The following is a 17,217-nucleotide window of genomic DNA, read 5'->3' on the forward strand; positions in this document are numbered from 1 at the left end:
CTTAACCCTCCTTGACCAGGCCGAGATCGGTCAGCACGTTGCGCGTTGCGCTGTAGTAACGCACGTAGCCTGTGCAGCGGCAGATGTGGTGACCGAGGCTGTCCTCGATGACTTTTTCCAGCTGGCTTTTGACGATCGGCTGACGCTGCAGCTTCTCCACAAGCACCGTCGCGGCATTCACAAAACCCGGTGCGCAGTAGCTGCACTGGAAAGCAAATTCGTCGACGAAGCGCTGCTGGATCGGGTTCAGCTCAGTGACTTTGCCTTCCTCGTCGCGTTTCGCGTGGCCTTCGATGGTCCGCACTTTTTTGCCTTCAAAGTAATGCGCGCCGGTGATGCAGGTGCGCACTTCTTCGCTGGTGCCGTCCGGGTTATCGACGATCACCACGCAGGCGTGGCAGATGCCTTGGCCGCAGCCCAAACGCGAGCCGGTTAGGTTTTTGTATTCGTGCAGATAATCGATCATCGGCAGGTCATCAGGGATGTCCACCGGGCCGACGGATTGACCGTTGAGGGTCAGTTGAAGCGGACGGTTAGCCATTGAGGGCCTCCTTGATGCGTGCAGAAGTGATAGGCAGGTCGCGGACCCGTTTGCCGATGGCGTGTGCCACAGCGTTACCGATGGCACCGACCACCGGGATCATCACCACTTCGGCGATGCCCTTCGATGGATCGCTCGGCGACAGCGGCGGCAGGATTTCAGCCGTCTGCTTCCAGACCGCCACGTGGCGCGCCATCGGCAAGCGGTAACGGTTGAAGTTCCAGTCACCCTCCCCCGGCCCGCCTTCGTACAGCGGCATCTCTTCCATCAGCGCATGGCCGATGCCCATGGCGATCCCGCCTTCGATCTGGCCCTTGACCAGTTCTTCCACCAGCACCCGACCGCACTCGACCCACGAGTGATGGTTGAGCACTTGCACTTCGGCCGAACCTTTGTTGACCTTCACTTCCACCAGCGTCGCGACCGGGCTGTAGTAAGTCACCGCCGCGTTGTTCAACTGGGTGTCCGGGTAGTGCACGTTCTGGCGATCCAGCAGGTGGAAACCGGCGCTGTTCATTTGCGCCTTTTTCACGCTCGGTGCGCCATCGCCGTACTTGACTGCCAAGCCGTCGAGCGGCAGACGTTCACGCACGCCGTCAATGCTGAACTCGGCCTCGGCCCAGCTCCAGCGGTTGAAGCCGTGCACGGTCGCGCCGGTGACCAGGCCCTTCTCGTGAGCGTGCTTGGCCAGCTGTTCAAAGCTCAGCGGCTGCATGCCGTTGGCGGTGAGTTTGCCGTCGACCCAATGTGCATCTTCGCGACGCACCACGTAAGGATTCGCCGAGCCGCCGTAAGGGCCCTGGCTCCAGATCTGCAACGCCGCCGGCCACAAACCGTGGTTAAACAGCACGCGCGCCGCTTCACGGGTGGCGTGGCTGAAGTAGTAGGCGGAGTTAGTGGCCGACGACGCCGACGCGATCTTGCCAACCCAGCGCGGGTTGCGCAGCAGGCTGTCCTGTTCGGCCTGACTCATGATGTAAGGGTTGCCGCCGCTGATCAGCTGCAACTCTTTCCATTCGGTCTCGCCAGTCTTCACTTCCGTCGCCGCGATGCCGAGGAAATCGGCCACAACCAAGGCTTGCGAGGTCGACATGCCGGTGCCGATTTCGATACCGATGTGGCGCAGGGTGATGTGCCCTTGAGCGGTGAATTCGATGCTCGCCATCGGCGCTTCGGAGCCCGTGCCGAAGTCTTTTTGGCAGATGCCGAAACCGATGCCGTACCAGTTATCCGGATCCTGCGCTTCGCGCTGCTTTTTGATCGCGGCGCGGTTTTTCCAGACGTCGTGAACGGCGGCTTTGTCGAGAATCTCGTGCAAGCGCAACGCACCCGCCGGCACTGCGCCTTGGGTGTTTTTCATGCCCGAGAGCATGGCGTTTTTCTTGCGCAGGTCGATGGCGTCGATGCCAAGGCGATCGGCAATTTCGTCGACCATCATCTCGGTGGACGCCATGCTTTGCAGGGTGCCGTAACCCCGCATCGAGCCGGCTTCAACGGCGCGGGAATGATAGGCGGTAACCTGCAAATCGTTCTGCGGCATGTAGTAGATCGACTGCGCGGCCGTGGCGCCAACGGCGGCCACGGAGGGGCTGTAGTTGACTCGGCCACCGCCGTCGACGCTCATTTCGGCGCGGAAAATCTTGAAGCTGTGATCGGTCTTGTCCACGGCCAATTGGTAGCGGATGTCGAACGGATGACGCTTGATGCCGCTCTGGAATTGCTCATAGCGGTCATTGGCCAGACGCACTGGCACACCGGCGCCATACAACGCCGCGAGGGCCGCGTAGTAGACGAAAATGTTGTGGTCTTTGGAACCGTAACCCACGGTGTAACCCGGGTGCATGTTCAGGTTCGCCAGGCCGAAGCGCGACGGCGCGATCATTTTCGCGGTCTCGGTCGCTGCCTCCAGTGGGCACTGGGTCGCCACCACGAAATGCAGGGTCTTGGTCGCCGGGTCGTACCAGCCGTTGCCGTTGTCCGGCTCCATCGCGGCGGGTTCGATCGATGGGGTTTTGTAGCGCTCGTCGAACACCAGCCAGTTGTCTGGCGGCGTGTCGATCTGCTGTTTCATGCGATCGGCGTAGAACAACCCACGCTCGGTCAGATTGCCGTGCAGGTTCGGTTGGGAATTCCACACCGGGCGACGGTTTTTCAGCATCGGGAACAGGATCGAATCCTTGAGGCTGGCGAATTCGTCTTCGTCCGCCGAGGTCGCCCCGCCCACACGCACATAGCGGAAGCTGCCGTAAGGATCGCCTTCGTAGAACGGCACTTGAGCACCGTAACGAATCGCTTTGTCATTGAATTTGAGTTTGGCCTTGGCCTGGCGGAAACGCTCGAAGTCGTTCCAGATCAGAATGGCCACCGGGTGACCGATGAACATCGGCACCTTGCCTTCCGGCAGCAACGGATCCGGCGCGTGCTCTTCCGGGAAGACGATGCCGTCTTTCTCCAGGTCAGCGGCGGTGACGATGCGGTCAGGCTGCAAGTCGGCGCCAAGCCACGACAGGTCCATGCCCGCGTAGATGCGGTCGGCCTTGATGGTTTTCAGCAGCATGGCGTGGCCTTGCTGCTGCGGCCAGCCCGGCATGTCCTTGGCGCGGATGTCGCGGGCAAAGACTTTGCTGCCGCAGACCTTCGACAAGGCATCGTTACGCGAGCGTGCCTTGCCGTTGTTGCCGAGCCATTGCTCGGACGGCACGGTCACGCTGTTTTCCATCAAGGCGGCGAGCGCCTGACTGCTGAGCGGCGTGAGCGTCACGCTCACACCTGCCACCAGCCCGCCCTGAAGGAACGAGCGCCGGGATATTTCACGGTTGGACATGGATCATCCTCTGGGCGGTTATGGGCCCGCCCTTTTGGTTACGTACTGGAATTCTTGAGTCTAGCGGAAGCCCTTTTTGACGATGCAAAGGGCTGAATTTGCCAGCGCAAAGCTGACCGAAAGGTTAAGTTTATAGACTTAAACCCTTACGGCAAACAAAAAACTGACCAGCGAATCAAAAAACTGCGACTTTGCGACGCAGCCGATCGATGAACCGTTCCAGAGCGGGCTGACCCGTCAGTGGCGAGGGATGACCTGGTAACTCATCGACATTTCCCCGGACGCAGCAATGGGCAGGTCGAACAGTATTCAGCGGGCTCGGTGGCGAGGTAGTAGAAGCAACAGGTTCGGCGAAAGCGAATGCTGCGTTGACCGTCGTCCAGCAGCGTGGGCGGTCGGCGGAAATGGCTCAACGGGTTGTAGTCGAGGCCGAACAGCGCGGGCTCGGCGTGTGTCAGCAGCCAATTGAAATCCGCTTCACAGCGCTGACGCACTGACAGGTCATCGATTTTCGCCATGCGCTTTTCATACAGCGAATACACGCGCACCGCCGTGTTTTCCCAGAGGATGCGTCGGGAAACACCCGTGACTCGGTTGAAGGTTTGCCACAAGGGTTTCAGCAGTCCAGCGAACAGCCCCTGCACCAACGCGTCCCGCCAGGCCTCGCGTTCATTGGCCCCGTACGTCAACGGCTGACCGTGATGCAGCGGCATCGAAGACGTCCACAGCCCGCCATCGTGGCCGTACTCAATCACCGTATTGTCGAGCGTCAGCAACAGCCCTTTGTCATACACCGACATTGCATACAAACACGCGCCGGTCGCCAGAAACGACAAGCGCTTGCCCAGCAGCGAGGCCGTGATCGCCCGGGTCGACGAGCCGATCACCGGGCCCAGGAGGTCCAGCAGTTGTTCGCACACGCCCTCCTGCAACAAGTCCCGGGCCACCAACGAATGCACCGGATCACGCTCGTCGCTGTCCTTGAGCCGCAGTCCACCGGACAACACCGCCCATTCCGACGCCGTGAAATAACGCGCCAGACTCATTGCGGTAATTCCCGGCCAAACGGAATACACAAGGGCGTCCCGAAGAATGGATCGGGAATGATCCGGCAGTTGAGGTCGAACACGGTTTTGACCAGGGACTCGGTCAACACCTCATCGGGTCTGCCCTGGGCAAACGCCGTCCGGTTATGCACCGCCACCATGTGGTCGGCGTAACGACAGGCCAGGTTGAGGTCGTGCAGCACCATGATGATGGTTTTGTTTTCGAGCCGGTTGAGGTCGCGCAACAGGTCCAGCACTTCGATCTGGTGCGCCAGGTCGAGGAACGTGGTCGGTTCGTCGAGCAGCACGATGCCGGTGTCCTGGGCCAGGGTCATGGCGATCCACGCACGCTGGCGTTGCCCGCCGGACAATGCGTCCACCGGTCGATCCGCCAGGGCCTGCAAACTGGTTTGCGCCAGTGCGCGGTTGACCATGGCTTCGTCTTGCGCCGACCACTGTTGCATCCAGCTCTGATACGGGTAACGTCCAAGCGTCACCAACTGCCGGACGGTGATGCCCTCCGGCGCGCTGGGGGTCTGAGGCAAAATGGCCAACTCCCGGGCCACCGCCGCCGTGGACTTTTGCTGGATATCCACACCGTTGAGAATCACCGAGCCCTGCTGTGGTTTCAGCAGTCGGGCGAAGGATTTGAGCAAGGTGCTTTTGCCGCAGCCGTTGCTGCCAATCAATACCGAAATCTTGCCCTTGGGCAGTTGCATGTCCAGCGCGTCAATAATCACCTGGCGCTGATAACTCAGGGTCAGGCCGCGACTTGCAATCGACGTCATACGTTGAATTCCTTAATGACGTTGTTTAATCAACAAATAGAGAAAAAAGGGTGTGCCCAGCACGGCGACAAAAATGCCGGCCGGCAGATCCAGCGGCAAAAACAGTACACGCCCGACCAGGTCGGCCAGCACCACAAGGTTCGCCCCGACCAGCGCCGACATCACCGCCTCACCGCCAAAACCCGGAGCCACCAGACGCTTGGCAATGTGCGGCGCAATCAACCCGACAAACGCAATCGCTCCACCCCAGGCAATCGCCGCACCGGCCAATGCCACACTCACCAGCAACAAACCGGCGCGTAACCACTGCACGCGCACACCGATGCCCCGGGCCAGAGCGTCATCCAGTTGTTGCACCCTCACCTGTCGGGCCAACAGCACCAGCAACGGCAAAATACCCAACAACCAGCGACCCAACGCCAGCGGTTCCGGCCAACTGGCGCCATACACACTGCCGGTCAGCCAGACATAAGCCGACAGGGTCGTGGTCAGCGGGCTGAAGACCAGAATGAAGGTGGTCGCGGCGGTCAACATCGCGCTGATGCCGACGCCTATCAACACCAGTCGCAGCGGTGACGCCCCCTGTTTCCACGCCAGCAGATAGATCGCCAATGCCGCCAGCCCCGCACCGAGCATTGCCGCCAACGGCAGATACTGTTGGCCCAGCGCGACAGAGAAAAACGACAAATACAGCACCGCCGCCGCACTGGCGCCGCTGGTGATTCCCAACAAGTCAGGTGACGCCAGCGGGTTGCGGATGATGCTTTGCAGAATCAACCCCGATACCGACAACGCCGCCCCCACCAACGCGGCCAGCAGCATGCGCGGAAAGCGCAATTGTTCGACGATGAAGGTCAGGCTGGCGTCCTGATCCGACAGCAATATGCGCAACACCTCAAGCGGCGACAGCATGACTTTGCCCAAGGACAGCGAGCCGAGCATGATCAGCGCCGTCACCAGTAACGCCGCCAGCAACCGCCACAACGTGGCAACATTGATCCGCCGGGAAAACCCGCTACGGCGCCAGGTCAGGACCTTATCCATAACGACTTCCACGTCGCGCCAACAGAATGAAAAACGGTGCGCCGAACAACGCCGTCATCACGCCCACCGGCACTTCCTGAGGCAGGATCAACACCCGCGACAAGGTATCCGCCAGCAGCAGGACAATCGCGCCGAGCAGCGCGCACCCGGGCAGCAACCAGCGATGATCGATGGACAACCCTTTGCGCACCATGTGCGGCACCAGCAACCCGATAAACCCGATGCTGCCGGCCAATGCCACGGCACTGCCCGCCAGACAGACCACCAGCACGCTCATCAGCAGCCGGATCAAACCGGTTCGCTGACCCAGGCCGGTGGCGATCTCCTCGCCTGCGTCAAGCACGTTGACCTGCCCCGCCAACAACATCGCGCCGAACAACCCAAGTACGCCACACAACAGCAATGGCGCGGCAACCGACAGACTGCGCTCGGTCAGCGAGCCGGCCAGCCAGAACAGCACCGTATCCAGCCCATCCTGATTGACCACCAGCAACGCCTGGCTGAACGCGGAGAACAACGCCGCCATCGCCGCACCCGCCAGCACGATGCGCAATGGGCTGAGACTGCCCTGCCCCATGTTGCCAATCAGCCACACCAGACTGCCAGCGACGGCCGCGCCGAGGAACGCGCACCACAGCCAGGCATCCGGGGATGACAGGGAAAACAGCGAAGAACACAGGATGATAAAAAACGTCGCACCGGCGTTGATCCCGAACAACCCGGGGGACGCCAGCGGATTGCGCGTCAGCGCCTGCATCAAGGCGCCTGCCACTGCCAGACTTGCGCCCACAGCCATCGCCATCAAGGTGCGCGACAGGCGCGTGGTGGTCACCAACACATGACTGACGCTCAGCGGATCGGGATGCACAAACGCGACGGCAATGTCCGACAACGGAATCCAGGTCGCGCCGACCGCCAGGCTCAGCACGCCGCTGATCAGCAACACGACGCCAGCCATCCACAGTTTCAAACCATTGCTCATGAGGCCACATCCGCCGTGACCAGCCGCGCAACGTCATCAAGCATCAGGTTAGCTCCCAGCATTCCGCCCGACAGGCTCCAGGCCACGCCATCGACCCGCCACACCTGTCCCTGTTGCGGCGCACGCATTTGCTGCCACAGCGGATGCCGCACCAGGCTTTCATAGTTGCGCTGTACGGCCGGTTTCTCGGCGCGCAGGAAGACAAAGAAAATGTCGGCATTCACCACCGCCAGACTCTCCTTGCTAGTGAGTTTGATCGATACCCCGTTCGCGGCCCGACTGGCCTCGCTCCAGTCGAACCCCAGCTCGGTGATCACCGAACCTGGAAAACTGGCCGGCAAATAACTGCGGATATGGTCCTCGCGGACATCCAGAATCGATACCGTGGGCGGCCAGCGGCCAGCAAACTTCTGCTGCAGTTGCTGGCGCAGTTGCGCCGTGCGCAGGTGCCATCGGTTCAACACCTCGTCGGCGCGCTGCTGGCGGTGCAAGGCAACGCCCATCAGCGCCAGGGTCTTTTTGAACTCGAAGACTTCCTCCAGCATCACCACCGGGGCGATCTGCTTGAGCAACGGTGCGATGCGTTCATGGCGAAAGCGCGAGGCGATGATCACGTCCGGCTTCAGCAGCGCGATGTCCTCAAGGCTCGGCTGGGTCTCCAGCCCGACATGGGGCACTGGCTCAAGCGCCGACCGCAGATAGCGATAGGTGGGCTTTTCACTCCAGGAGTCGACGATGCCGCACGGTGTGATGCCCAACGCCACGGCGCTGTCGGTGGCGCCCTGAAACAGCGTGATCACCCGCAGCGGCGCGGCCTCGGTCTGCGCCCACGCCGAAGGAGCAAACCTGAGTGCAAGCACACCCAACGACAGGCGCAGCAGCGTACGCCTCGAAGGTGTGTTGATGTGTTCGTTCTTGAGCGGGCCCGACAGGCTTGGCATGCTCAGAAGTCGACCGTGGCCGAAAGGAGGTAGGTGCGCGGGGTCGCGAGCGTCAATCCAGGCTCGCTGTCATCCGAAGCCCCGGCAGAACTCCAGTAGCGCTTGTCGGCTACGTTCTCGACATTGGCACGCAGGGTAATGTTCTTTTCCTCGACCTTGAAGGCGTAGCGCGCGCCGACATCGAAACGCGTCCAGGCATCGATTTCCTTGTCATTGGACTGGTCCAGATACTGCGAGCTGGAATAGATGCCGCGGCTGGTCAGGGTCAGGCCTTGCACGCTCGGCACGTCCCACTCGGCGCCCAGGCTGACGTTGTATTGCGGCGTCGCCGGCGCGCGGTTGCCGTCAAAGGTGCCGTTGGCGGTGTTGGTCAACTCGCTGTCGATGTACATGACGCCGCCGAGCAGGCGGAAGCCTTTGAGCGGCTCACCGAACACACTGACTTCAACACCGTTGTTTTCGCGCTTGCCGTTCGGGCCGAACACGCGCGTGGTGGCGTTGGTCTCGTAGGCCGGCTGCTTGATCCGGAACACCGCGGTGGTGATGGCGAACGCCCCCGCGTCGTACTTGGCACCGACCTCGACCTGCCGACTGATGAACGGCGGGAAGATCTCGTCCTCGTTGATCGAAGTCGACGGCGCAATCTTGCCCTGGCTCAGGCCTTCCATGTAGTTGGCGTACAGCGACAGCTTGTCGGTCGCCTTGAACAGGATGCCGCCCGACGGCGAAACCTTTTCCTCATCGTAGGCCGTGTCGCCTTTGACATCGTCCGTCCAGTCGTCAACCTGCACGCGCTGCCAGCGAGCGCCGAGGGTCAGCAACACGCGGTCATCGAAGAAACCCAGCGTGTCGGCCAACGCCACGCTGCTGGAGCGGTTCTCGGTATACACCTTCGAATCGAATCGCGTGGGAATGTTGGGCGTCCGTGTTTCCACGGGGTGGTAGATATTGCTGGGCGCGGCGGCATAACGGGCGCCGCCGTTTTCGAAGTCCATGTAGAAGTAGCTGGCAGCCAAGTTGATTTCATGGCTCACCGGGCCGGTATGAAACCAGTTGCGCACACCGGCATTGGCCGTCCGGACATTTTCGTCACGGGTGAAGTCACGTGGAAGAACGCTGAAATCGCCCGCGTTGTTGGTGACCGCGACGGCGTGCCGGAGAAAGTCATGATCACTCTTGCGCGCGCCCACACCGCCGTACAGCATCACGGAATCGCTGACATCGAATTCGCCGGCCACCGTCCCGAAGGTGTCCCTGGTACGCGCTTTGCTCCATGGCTGCGCATAGTTGTGGCGAACGTCGCTGGCATGCGGTACCTGCGCGCTGGCGCCCACTTGCACGCGCTCCTGCGGGGCGTCGGTATCACGCTCGGTATGCCCGACGTCGGTCGAGAGCCGCAGTCGTTCACCACGAAAATCCAGGCCCAGCACAGCCATGTCGCGATCGACACTCTGGTGATCCCATTCAGTGTCGCCAGACTGCTTCACGCCGTTGAAACGAACACCGAACATGCCATCTTCACCAAAGCGCCGCCCCACATCCACGGCCCCGCCGATCTGGTTGTCGGACGCATAGCTGGTGGTGAACGAAGTGATGGGCGCGTCGGTGGCGCGCTTGGGCACCACGTTGATCCCGCCACCCACGCTGCCCCGCGGCGAGATGCCGTTGATCAGCTGGCTCGGCCCTTTGAGGATGTCGACGCGGTCGGCCATTTCCATGTCGATCGTGTACGTCGGCAGGACACCGTAGAGACCGTTGTAGGAGACATCGCTGTTGAACAGGCTGAGCCCGCGAATGGTGAACTGCTCATACCGCCCGCCAGCCGGGTTGGTAGCGCGAACCGAAGGATCGCTGGCGATGAGGTCGCCCAAGGTACGAGCCTGCAGGTTTTTCACCGTTTCACTGGTGTAGGTGGTCTCACTGAACGGCGTTTCCATGAAGTCTTTAGAGCCCAGCAAGCCTTGCGACCCACGGCGCGCGACTTGCCCACCGGCATACGGATCACCATGCGTCGTGTCCGCAGCCGCGAAAATCGAGGTGGCGCCCAGTTGCAGGGTGCTGCCTGTTGGCGCCGGGGTCAGCATATAAGCTTGCTCGCCCACCGGCTGCAGTTGCAGACCGGAACCCTGAAGCAGCTGGGCAAAGCCCTCCTCCACCGCAAAGTCACCGGAAAGACCGGGGCTGGTGCGCCCGCTCACCAGTCCTGGCTCCACCGACAGATTGACGCCAGCCAGCCCCGCGAAACGGGTCAACGCAGCGCCGAGGCTACCGGCCGGCACCTGATAGCTGCGGCGCGACGCGTCTTCGGCCCAACCGGCAGTCATGAACAATGGACAGGCACTCAGGCTCAATAACAGACTCAAGTGCAACAACGGGCGCAACCTGGATGGAGCCAGATGCGTACTCCCAGGCATCACGAGGGGCATTGAGAATCTCTCTGATTTCGTTTCACTTGCCTTGAATGACAAGCGACACGAAAAAAGGGGACACGCTTTAAACACTATTTTTGCGCGACACCAGCGTGACCCAATAACGCGTACGCGAATGCACCTCCAGCGGCAAGCTCGCCTCCAGCAGCGCCAGGATGCGATCAGTGTCTTCCAGGCGAAAACTGCCGGTGATGCGCAGCGATTCCAGTGCTGGCTCCCAACGCAACACACCCGGACGATAAGTGCTGAGTTCGCGCAGAAAATCCCCCAAGGGTTGGTTCTGCGCCATCAGCACACCGTCACGCCAGCCTGGGGCCAGCACGTCGAATGGTTCCACAGCGCTGGCACCGGCCGCTTGAAGGCTGACTTGCTGGCTGCCGAGCAACGAAAAGACCGGCCCGTGCAGAGGCTGCAGCTGCACCGAGCCTCGAAGCACTGACACCTTGCAGCCCACCGGCCCCTGACGAACGCACACTTCGCTCTGACTGACGATCACTTGCCCGAAGCGCGTGAGGATTGTCAGCGGCGAAGTCCCGGGCACATTCAGCGCGATTTCGCCTTCCAGCAGTTTCAGACGCCGGTTCTTCAGGTCGATATCGACGGCACTGGCCGTGTTCAGTTGCACAGAGCTGCCATCAGCCAACTGGATTTTTTTGCTTTCCCCTGTGGCGGTGCGCAGGTCCGCACTCCAGACATCCAGAGGCAATTGTCGACTGATCAGCCACGCGGTCGGCACCAGCGCCACCGCCCCGACGGCGCGCTTGAGCACCGTGCGTCGACTGGCTTGCGGCCGGTCCAGGCTGGCCATGGCCAGGGCCGATGGCAGGTCGGCAAAGCGTTGACGCAAGAGTTGCGCTTTCTGCCAGGCCTGCTCGTGACTGGAATGGCTATCGCGCCAGCACTGCAACTGCGCCCGATCCCGCTCGTTGGCGTAGCCGGATTCCATGAGGGCCAACCATTGTGCGGCGGCCCGCACGACTTGTCGGGCTTCAGCCGAAGGTGCCGAACCGCTCACAGTTCCACCAGCAGGCAATGTTCATAGGCTTGAGCCATGTAGCGCTTGATCGTGCGTTCCGAGACTTGCAGTCGCTCAGCGATCTCTTGATAACCCAGGCCTTCCAGCTGACTCCAGAGAAACGCCCGTCGGACCGGCCTCGGTAATCCATCGAGCAATTCGTCGAGGGCTTGCAGGGTTTCCAGCAGAATCCAGCGCTGCTCGGGGGACGGTATGCAGTCCTCGGGCAGCAACGCCAATGCATTGAGGTAGGCCTGCTCCAGGCTGCGACGTTTATAGAAGTTGGTCAGCAGCCGCTTGCCGACGGTTGCCAGGTAGGCGCGAGGCTCCTGGAGGTCGGCGATGCGCTGGGTGCTGGCGAGTAAACGCACGAAGGTATCCTGGCTCAGGTCCGCCGCATCGCAACCATTGCTCATCCGTCTTCTCAACCAGCCTTCGAGCCAGCTCCGGTGATCGCGATACAGGTCGTGGAAGGTTTGCTCAGGCGGCATCGCTGCATCACTCATCTAAAGAAAACCCTGCGCGAAGAAATATTTTAAATGCGACTCATTCTAATTAGTGTTGTGAGTTCAAACCAAGCCCTTTGTGTGAGTTACACCCGGTAAATGCTTGAATTTTTGAATGACAGGCAGGTAGTTCGGCCGCGCAGGCACCAGTACATCGGGGCTGCGGGTTAATTGAGGGGAAAAGAGAAAAAGCCAAATCGCAGACACAAAAAACCCCGGTCTTTCGACCAGGGTCTTTGCTATCGACTCAAAGTAAGCACTGGCATGACCAGCGTCTTTCTTTGTAGCTCCAAGGCGTTCAGTGGGCCTTGAAGCAGATATGGCGCAGCGGACGGGACTCGAACCCGCGACCCCCGGCGTGACAGGCCGGTATTCTAACCGACTGAACTACCGCTGCGTATCGCTTTGGACTTTCATCCAAGTAACTCGTCTGATTGAAAACTCAGAAGCTTTTCAATCTCGAACCAGATAAATCTGACTCGGAAAATATGGCGCAGCGGACGGGACTCGAACCCGCGACCCCCGGCGTGACAGGCCGGTATTCTAACCGACTGAACTACCGCTGCGCGTCGGTGGAGGCATTTCAGCCTACCTCTTGCTTTCGCAAGTATCTCGGAAGTGGTGGGTGATGACGGGATCGAACCGCCGACATTCTGCTTGTAAGGCAGACGCTCTCCCAGCTGAGCTAATCACCCGTTTGCATCTCCGAGGCCGCGAAATTTACGCAGGTACCGAACCTAAGTCAATAGCAGGATTGAAGTTTTTCTGAAAAAGACAAAACTGTGTCATTCCGCCCCCGGGTCGCAAACCGTCAGACCGCTTTCGCGAGCAGGCTCGCTCCTACAGTGGACCGCGTTTGTGCGACCAACTCGATCTGATGCGGGAGCGAGCCTGCTCGCGATGAAGCCAATGCCTCAGCGCTATTCGCTGTAAATCATCTTCTTGGTCATGCCACCGTCAACCACAAACTCCTGGCCCGTGACGAACCCGGCATTCTTGGACAGCAACCAGGCCACCATCGCCGCGACGTCTTCAACCGTCCCTACCCTGCCCGCCGGATGCTGGGCATGATCGGCGTCGGTCAGTGGCTCGGCACGCCGCACAGCAGGGTCACGGGTATCGATCCAGCCCGGACTGACCGCATTCACACGGATTTCCGGCCCAAGGCTGATCGCCAAGGCGTGAGTCAGCGCCAACAGCCCGCCCTTGCTCGCCGCATAAGCCTCTGTGTCGGGTTCCGACTGCCCGGCGCGGGTCGAGGCCAGGTTGACGATCGCACCGCTGTGCGCGCGCAGATACGGCGCACAGTGCTTGGCCAGCAACATCGGCCCGCTGAGGTTCACCGCCAACACACGATTCCAGTAAGCCAGATCGAGGCTTTCCAGGGTGATGTTGTGCGGATCGGCCACCGCGGCGTTGCACACCAACGCATCCAGGCGCCCGAACTGCCCCAGCACCTCGGCAACACCCAGTGCCACCTGCCCTTCGTTCGAGACGTCCATGGCGATAAACCAGGCATTGTCGCCCAGCACCTTCGCCACTTTCGAACCCCGCACCCGATCCAGGTCGCTCAGCACCACCTGCCAGCCTTCGCTGATCAGCCAGGCCGAGATTCCCAGACCGATGCCGCGCGCCGCGCCGGTGACCAGAGCAACACGACCATTGGACCCGGAGGTCGGCGTGGACAACTCGATCACAAGGCAGCCAACCCGCGCGCCAGGTCGGCTTGCAGGTCAGCCACGTCTTCCAGGCCGACCGCAATGCGGATCAGGCTGTCACGAATGCCCGCGGCTTCACGCTCTTGCGGCGCCAGACGGCCGTGGGAGGTGGTGCTCGGGTGCGTAATGGTGGTCTTGGTATCACCGAGGTTGGCCGTGATCGAAATCAGTCGGGTCGCATCGATAAAGCGCCAGGCGCCCTCTTTACCACCTTTAACCTCAAAGCTGACCACCGCGCCGAAACCTTTCTGCTGACGCTGGGCGAGTTCGTGCTGCGGGTGGCTTTTCAGGCCGGCGTAATGGACTTTCTCGATGCCGTCCTGCTGCTCCAGCCACTCGGCCAGTTGCTGGGCGTTGGCGCAATGCGCCTTCATCCGCAGATTCAGGGTTTCGAGGCCCTTGAGGAAGATCCAGGCATTGAACGGGCTCAAGGTCGGCCCGGCAGTGCGCAGGAAACCGACGACTTCTTTCATCTGTTCGCTGCGACCGGCGACGACACCGCCCATGCAACGGCCCTGGCCGTCGATGAACTTGGTTGCCGAGTGCACGACGATGTCCGCGCCCATCTTCAGCGGCTGCTGCAGCGCCGGGGTGCAGAAGCAATTGTCGACCACCAGCATCGCGCCTTTGGCGTGAGCGATTTCAGCCAGCGCGGCGATATCCACCAGCTCGGCCAACGGGTTGGATGGCGACTCGACAAAGAGCAATTTGGTGTTGGCCTTGATTGCCGCGTCCCAACCGGACAAGTCCGCCAGAGGCACGTAATCGACTTCGATACCGAAGCGCTTGAAGTACTTTTCGAACAGGCTGATGGTCGAACCGAACACGCTGCGCGAAACAATCACATGATCGCCCGCGCTGCACAGGCTCATCACCACCGCCATGATCGCGGCCATGCCGGTGGCCGTGGCCACGGCTTGCTCGGCGCTTTCCAGCGCGGCGATGCGCTCTTCGAACGCACGCACGGTCGGGTTGGTGTAGCGCGAGTAAACGTTGCCCGGCACTTCACCGGCAAAGCGTGCCGCTGCGTCGGCAGCGGTACGGAAAACGTAGCTGGAAGTGAAGAACATCGGATCACCGTGTTCGCCTTCCGGCGTGCGGTGCTGACCGGCGCGTACGGCCAGGGTATCGAACGCTACGCCATCGAGGTCGCTGTCCAGCCGACCGGCATCCCAATCCTGACTCATGCTCTCACTCCTTAACTTTATTCTTGATCAGTAGATACAAAACCGGCCCCTCAGGGCCGGTAGAAACTCAGTTGTTGTACAGATCGATGATCGCACTGACTGCCTGCGTCTTGACCTTGGAGGCATCGTTACGTGCCTGCTCGATCTTGTTCAGGTAAGCCTCGTCGACGTCGCCGGTGACGTATTGGCCATCGAACACCGCGCAATCGAACTTGTCGATCTTGATCTTGCCGCCACCGACCGCTTCGATCAAGTCAGGCAAGTCCTGATAGATCAACCAGTCAGCGCCGATCAGGTCGGCAACGTCCTGGGTCGAACGGTTGTGGGCGATCAGCTCGTGAGCGCTCGGCATGTCGATGCCGTAGACGTTCGGATAACGAACGGCCGGTGCGGCGGAGCAGAAGTAGACGTTTTTGGCGCCGGCTTCGCGAGCCATCTGGATGATCTGCTTGCACGTCGTGCCGCGAACGATCGAGTCGTCCACCAGCATCACGTTCTTGCCACGGAATTCCAGTTCGATCGCGTTGAGCTTCTGGCGTACGGATTTTTTCCGTGCGGCCTGGCCCGGCATGATGAAAGTCCGGCCGATATAGCGGTTCTTCACGAAGCCTTCGCGGAACTTGACGCCTAGGTGGTTCGCCAGCTCCAGGGCCGCGGTGCGGCTGGTGTCCGGGATCGGGATGACCACGTCGATGTCGTGCTCAGGACGTTCGCGCAGGATCTTCTCGGCGAGCTTCTCGCCCATGCGCAGACGAGCCTTGTAGACAGAAACGCCGTCAATGATCGAATCCGGACGCGCCAGGTAGACGTGTTCGAAGATGCACGGGGTCAGGGACGGGTTGGTCGCGCACTGGCGGGTGTGCAGCTTGCCGTCTTCAGTGATGTAGACCGCTTCGCCTGGTGCCAGGTCGCGAATCAGGGTGAAACCGAGCACGTCCAGGGAGACGCTTTCGGAGGCGATCATGTACTCGACGCCTTCGTCGGTGTGACGCTGGCCGAAGACGATCGGGCGGATGCCGTGCGGGTCACGGAAACCGACGATGCCGTAACCGGTCACCATCGCCACGACTGCGTAGCCACCGACGCAACGGTTGTGCACGTCAGTCACAGCGGCGAACACGTCTTCTTCGGTTGGCTGCAACTTGCCGCGCTGGGCCAGTTCGTGCGCGAACACGTTCAGCAGGACTTCCGAGTCGGAGTTGGTGTTGACGTGGCGCAGGTCAGATTCGTAAATCTCCTTGGCCAGTTGTTCAACGTTGGTCAGGTTACCGTTGTGCGCCAACGTGATGCCGTAAGGCGAGTTGACGTAGAACGGCTGAGCTTCGGCCGACGTCGAGCTGCCTGCGGTCGGGTAACGCACATGGCCAATGCCCATGTGGCCGACCAGACGCTGCATGTGACGCTGATGGAACACGTCACGCACCAGGCCGTTGTCCTTGCGCAGGAATAACCGGCCATCATGGCTGGTCACGATACCGGCAGCGTCCTGGCCGCGGTGCTGGAGGACGGTTAGCGCGTCATACAGCGCCTGATTGACGTTCGACTTACCGACGATACCGACGATGCCACACATGCGACGCAACCCCTACTTAATGGATCTGAACTGAACAACACTCACTGAGGCGTTTTGGCCATCGGCAAGAGTTGCTCCTTGAACGGTATCTCAGCGGGTACGCTGATACCGCTGGCAAGCCACTGACTGCTCCACCCGAGAATCAGGTTTTTGGACCAATCTGCAACCAATAGAAATTTTGGCACGAGCTGTGACTCTTTCCACCACCCGTCCTGCTGTACCGGCCCCAGGCTCAACAGCCCGACCGCCACGACCACCAGCAATACGCCACGCGCGGCGCCGAAGGCCATGCCGAGGAATCGATCGGTCCCGGATAGCCCGGTGACGCGAACCAACTCGCCGATAAGATAATTGATCATTGCGCCTACGATTAACGTGGCGACAAACATGATGGCACAGCCCGTGATTACACGAGCCGACGGTGTTTGAATGTATCCGGCGAGGTACTCGGACAATGAACCACCGAACATCCAGGCAACGGCTCCTGCGATGATCCAGGTCACCAGCGACAGTGCTTCTTTGACGAAGCCGCGGCTCAAACTGATCAATGCGGAGATGGCGACGATTGCAACGATCGCCCAGTCAACCCAGGTAAATGGCACAGTGCAGCCTACAGACGGATA

The 17,217-nt window shown here is 60.8% G+C and carries 14 protein-coding genes and 3 tRNA genes; all 17 read right to left on the bottom strand.

The window, feature by feature from the left end:
- Position 1: 1 nt before the first annotated feature.
- The 17 genes from ACWKV5_RS03135 to ACWKV5_RS03215 all read right to left on the bottom strand — a co-directional run bounded on the left by ACWKV5_RS03135 (position 2) and on the right by ACWKV5_RS03215 (position 17,196).
- On the bottom strand, positions 2 to 541 hold the full coding sequence (locus ACWKV5_RS03135) for a (2Fe-2S)-binding protein (protein ID WP_046026867.1): 540 nt from the start codon (positions 539 to 541) through the stop codon (positions 2 to 4).
- Complete coding sequence (locus ACWKV5_RS03140; RefSeq protein WP_483840132.1) at positions 534 to 3,365, bottom strand: xanthine dehydrogenase family protein molybdopterin-binding subunit; 2,832 nt, start codon at positions 3,363 to 3,365, stop codon at positions 534 to 536. Before ACWKV5_RS03140 ends, ACWKV5_RS03135 begins: the two co-directional genes overlap by 8 nt.
- A 263-nt stretch (positions 3,366 to 3,628) precedes the next feature.
- Entirely contained in the window at positions 3,629 to 4,411 is a 783-nt protein-coding gene (locus ACWKV5_RS03145; protein WP_483840133.1) for an IucA/IucC family C-terminal-domain containing protein, read from the bottom strand.
- A complete protein-coding gene (locus tag ACWKV5_RS03150; RefSeq protein WP_483840134.1) occupies positions 4,408 to 5,199 on the bottom strand; it encodes an ABC transporter ATP-binding protein in 792 nt (263 codons plus the stop codon). Before ACWKV5_RS03150 ends, ACWKV5_RS03145 begins: the two co-directional genes overlap by 4 nt.
- Positions 5,200 to 5,211: 12 nt before the next feature.
- Positions 5,212 to 6,243 carry a FecCD family ABC transporter permease gene (locus ACWKV5_RS03155; RefSeq protein WP_483840135.1) on the bottom strand — a complete coding sequence of 344 codons (1,032 nt, stop codon included), beginning with the start codon at positions 6,241 to 6,243 and terminating at the stop codon, positions 5,212 to 5,214.
- The gene (locus ACWKV5_RS03160) at positions 6,236 to 7,225 is read right to left on the bottom strand and encodes a FecCD family ABC transporter permease (RefSeq protein WP_483840136.1); all 990 of its coding nucleotides are present in this window, start codon (positions 7,223 to 7,225) and stop codon (positions 6,236 to 6,238) included. Before ACWKV5_RS03160 ends, ACWKV5_RS03155 begins: the two co-directional genes overlap by 8 nt.
- A complete protein-coding gene (locus ACWKV5_RS03165; protein ID WP_483840137.1) occupies positions 7,222 to 8,166 on the bottom strand; it encodes an ABC transporter substrate-binding protein in 945 nt (314 codons plus the stop codon). The genes ACWKV5_RS03160 and ACWKV5_RS03165 overlap by 4 nt, the downstream gene beginning before the upstream one ends.
- A gap of 2 nt (positions 8,167 to 8,168) precedes the next feature.
- Positions 8,169 to 10,592: a TonB-dependent siderophore receptor gene (locus tag ACWKV5_RS03170; RefSeq protein WP_483840138.1), complete on the bottom strand. Its 2,424-nt coding sequence runs from the start codon at positions 10,590 to 10,592 to the stop codon at positions 8,169 to 8,171.
- A gap of 67 nt (positions 10,593 to 10,659) precedes the next feature.
- The gene (locus tag ACWKV5_RS03175) at positions 10,660 to 11,610 is read right to left on the bottom strand and encodes a FecR domain-containing protein (RefSeq protein WP_483840139.1); all 951 of its coding nucleotides are present in this window, start codon (positions 11,608 to 11,610) and stop codon (positions 10,660 to 10,662) included.
- The gene (locus ACWKV5_RS03180; RefSeq protein WP_483840140.1) at positions 11,607 to 12,116 is read right to left on the bottom strand and encodes a sigma-70 family RNA polymerase sigma factor; all 510 of its coding nucleotides are present in this window, start codon (positions 12,114 to 12,116) and stop codon (positions 11,607 to 11,609) included. Before ACWKV5_RS03180 ends, ACWKV5_RS03175 begins: the two co-directional genes overlap by 4 nt.
- Before the next feature lie 320 nt (positions 12,117 to 12,436).
- A tRNA-Asp gene (locus ACWKV5_RS03185) sits at positions 12,437 to 12,513 on the bottom strand.
- A gap of 92 nt (positions 12,514 to 12,605) precedes the next feature.
- Positions 12,606 to 12,682: transfer RNA gene (locus tag ACWKV5_RS03190), tRNA-Asp, on the bottom strand.
- Between the two features lie 53 nt (positions 12,683 to 12,735).
- A tRNA-Val gene (locus ACWKV5_RS03195) sits at positions 12,736 to 12,811 on the bottom strand.
- A gap of 225 nt (positions 12,812 to 13,036) precedes the next feature.
- Positions 13,037 to 13,813, bottom strand: coding sequence for an SDR family oxidoreductase (locus tag ACWKV5_RS03200; RefSeq protein WP_483840141.1), 777 nt, complete (start codon positions 13,811 to 13,813; stop codon positions 13,037 to 13,039).
- Positions 13,810 to 15,021 carry an O-succinylhomoserine sulfhydrylase gene (locus tag ACWKV5_RS03205; RefSeq protein ID WP_483840142.1) on the bottom strand — a complete coding sequence of 404 codons (1,212 nt, stop codon included), beginning with the start codon at positions 15,019 to 15,021 and terminating at the stop codon, positions 13,810 to 13,812. The genes ACWKV5_RS03200 and ACWKV5_RS03205 overlap by 4 nt, the downstream gene beginning before the upstream one ends.
- A 67-nt stretch (positions 15,022 to 15,088) precedes the next feature.
- The gene (gene purF, locus ACWKV5_RS03210) at positions 15,089 to 16,594 is read right to left on the bottom strand and encodes an amidophosphoribosyltransferase (protein WP_046026886.1); all 1,506 of its coding nucleotides are present in this window, start codon (positions 16,592 to 16,594) and stop codon (positions 15,089 to 15,091) included.
- A gap of 41 nt (positions 16,595 to 16,635) precedes the next feature.
- The gene (locus ACWKV5_RS03215; RefSeq protein ID WP_046026887.1) at positions 16,636 to 17,196 is read right to left on the bottom strand and encodes a CvpA family protein; all 561 of its coding nucleotides are present in this window, start codon (positions 17,194 to 17,196) and stop codon (positions 16,636 to 16,638) included.
- Between the last annotated feature and the right edge of the window lie 21 nt (positions 17,197 to 17,217).

The organism is Pseudomonas oplopanacis (assembly GCF_057128725.1).

Bases quoted from the DNA above. Each gene is read 5' to 3' on its own strand.
- ACWKV5_RS03180 (WP_483840140.1), bottom strand. From the start codon at position 12,116: ATGAGTGATGCAGCGATGCCGCCTGAGCAAACCTTCCACGACCTGTAT.
- ACWKV5_RS03145 (WP_483840133.1), bottom strand. From the start codon at position 4,411: ATGAGTCTGGCGCGTTATTTCACGGCGTCGGAATGGGCGGTGTTGTCC.
- purF (WP_046026886.1), bottom strand. From the start codon at position 16,594: ATGTGTGGCATCGTCGGTATCGTCGGTAAGTCGAACGTCAATCAGGCG.
- ACWKV5_RS03155 (WP_483840135.1), bottom strand. From the start codon at position 6,243: ATGGATAAGGTCCTGACCTGGCGCCGTAGCGGGTTTTCCCGGCGGATC.
- ACWKV5_RS03160 (WP_483840136.1), bottom strand. From the start codon at position 7,225: ATGAGCAATGGTTTGAAACTGTGGATGGCTGGCGTCGTGTTGCTGATC.
- ACWKV5_RS03170 (WP_483840138.1), bottom strand. From the start codon at position 10,592: ATGCCCCTCGTGATGCCTGGGAGTACGCATCTGGCTCCATCCAGGTTG.
- ACWKV5_RS03165 (WP_483840137.1), bottom strand. From the start codon at position 8,166: ATGCCAAGCCTGTCGGGCCCGCTCAAGAACGAACACATCAACACACCT.
- ACWKV5_RS03135 (WP_046026867.1), bottom strand. From the start codon at position 541: ATGGCTAACCGTCCGCTTCAACTGACCCTCAACGGTCAATCCGTCGGC.
- ACWKV5_RS03140 (WP_483840132.1), bottom strand. From the start codon at position 3,365: ATGTCCAACCGTGAAATATCCCGGCGCTCGTTCCTTCAGGGCGGGCTG.
- ACWKV5_RS03150 (WP_483840134.1), bottom strand. From the start codon at position 5,199: ATGACGTCGATTGCAAGTCGCGGCCTGACCCTGAGTTATCAGCGCCAG.
- ACWKV5_RS03205 (WP_483840142.1), bottom strand. From the start codon at position 15,021: ATGAGTCAGGATTGGGATGCCGGTCGGCTGGACAGCGACCTCGATGGC.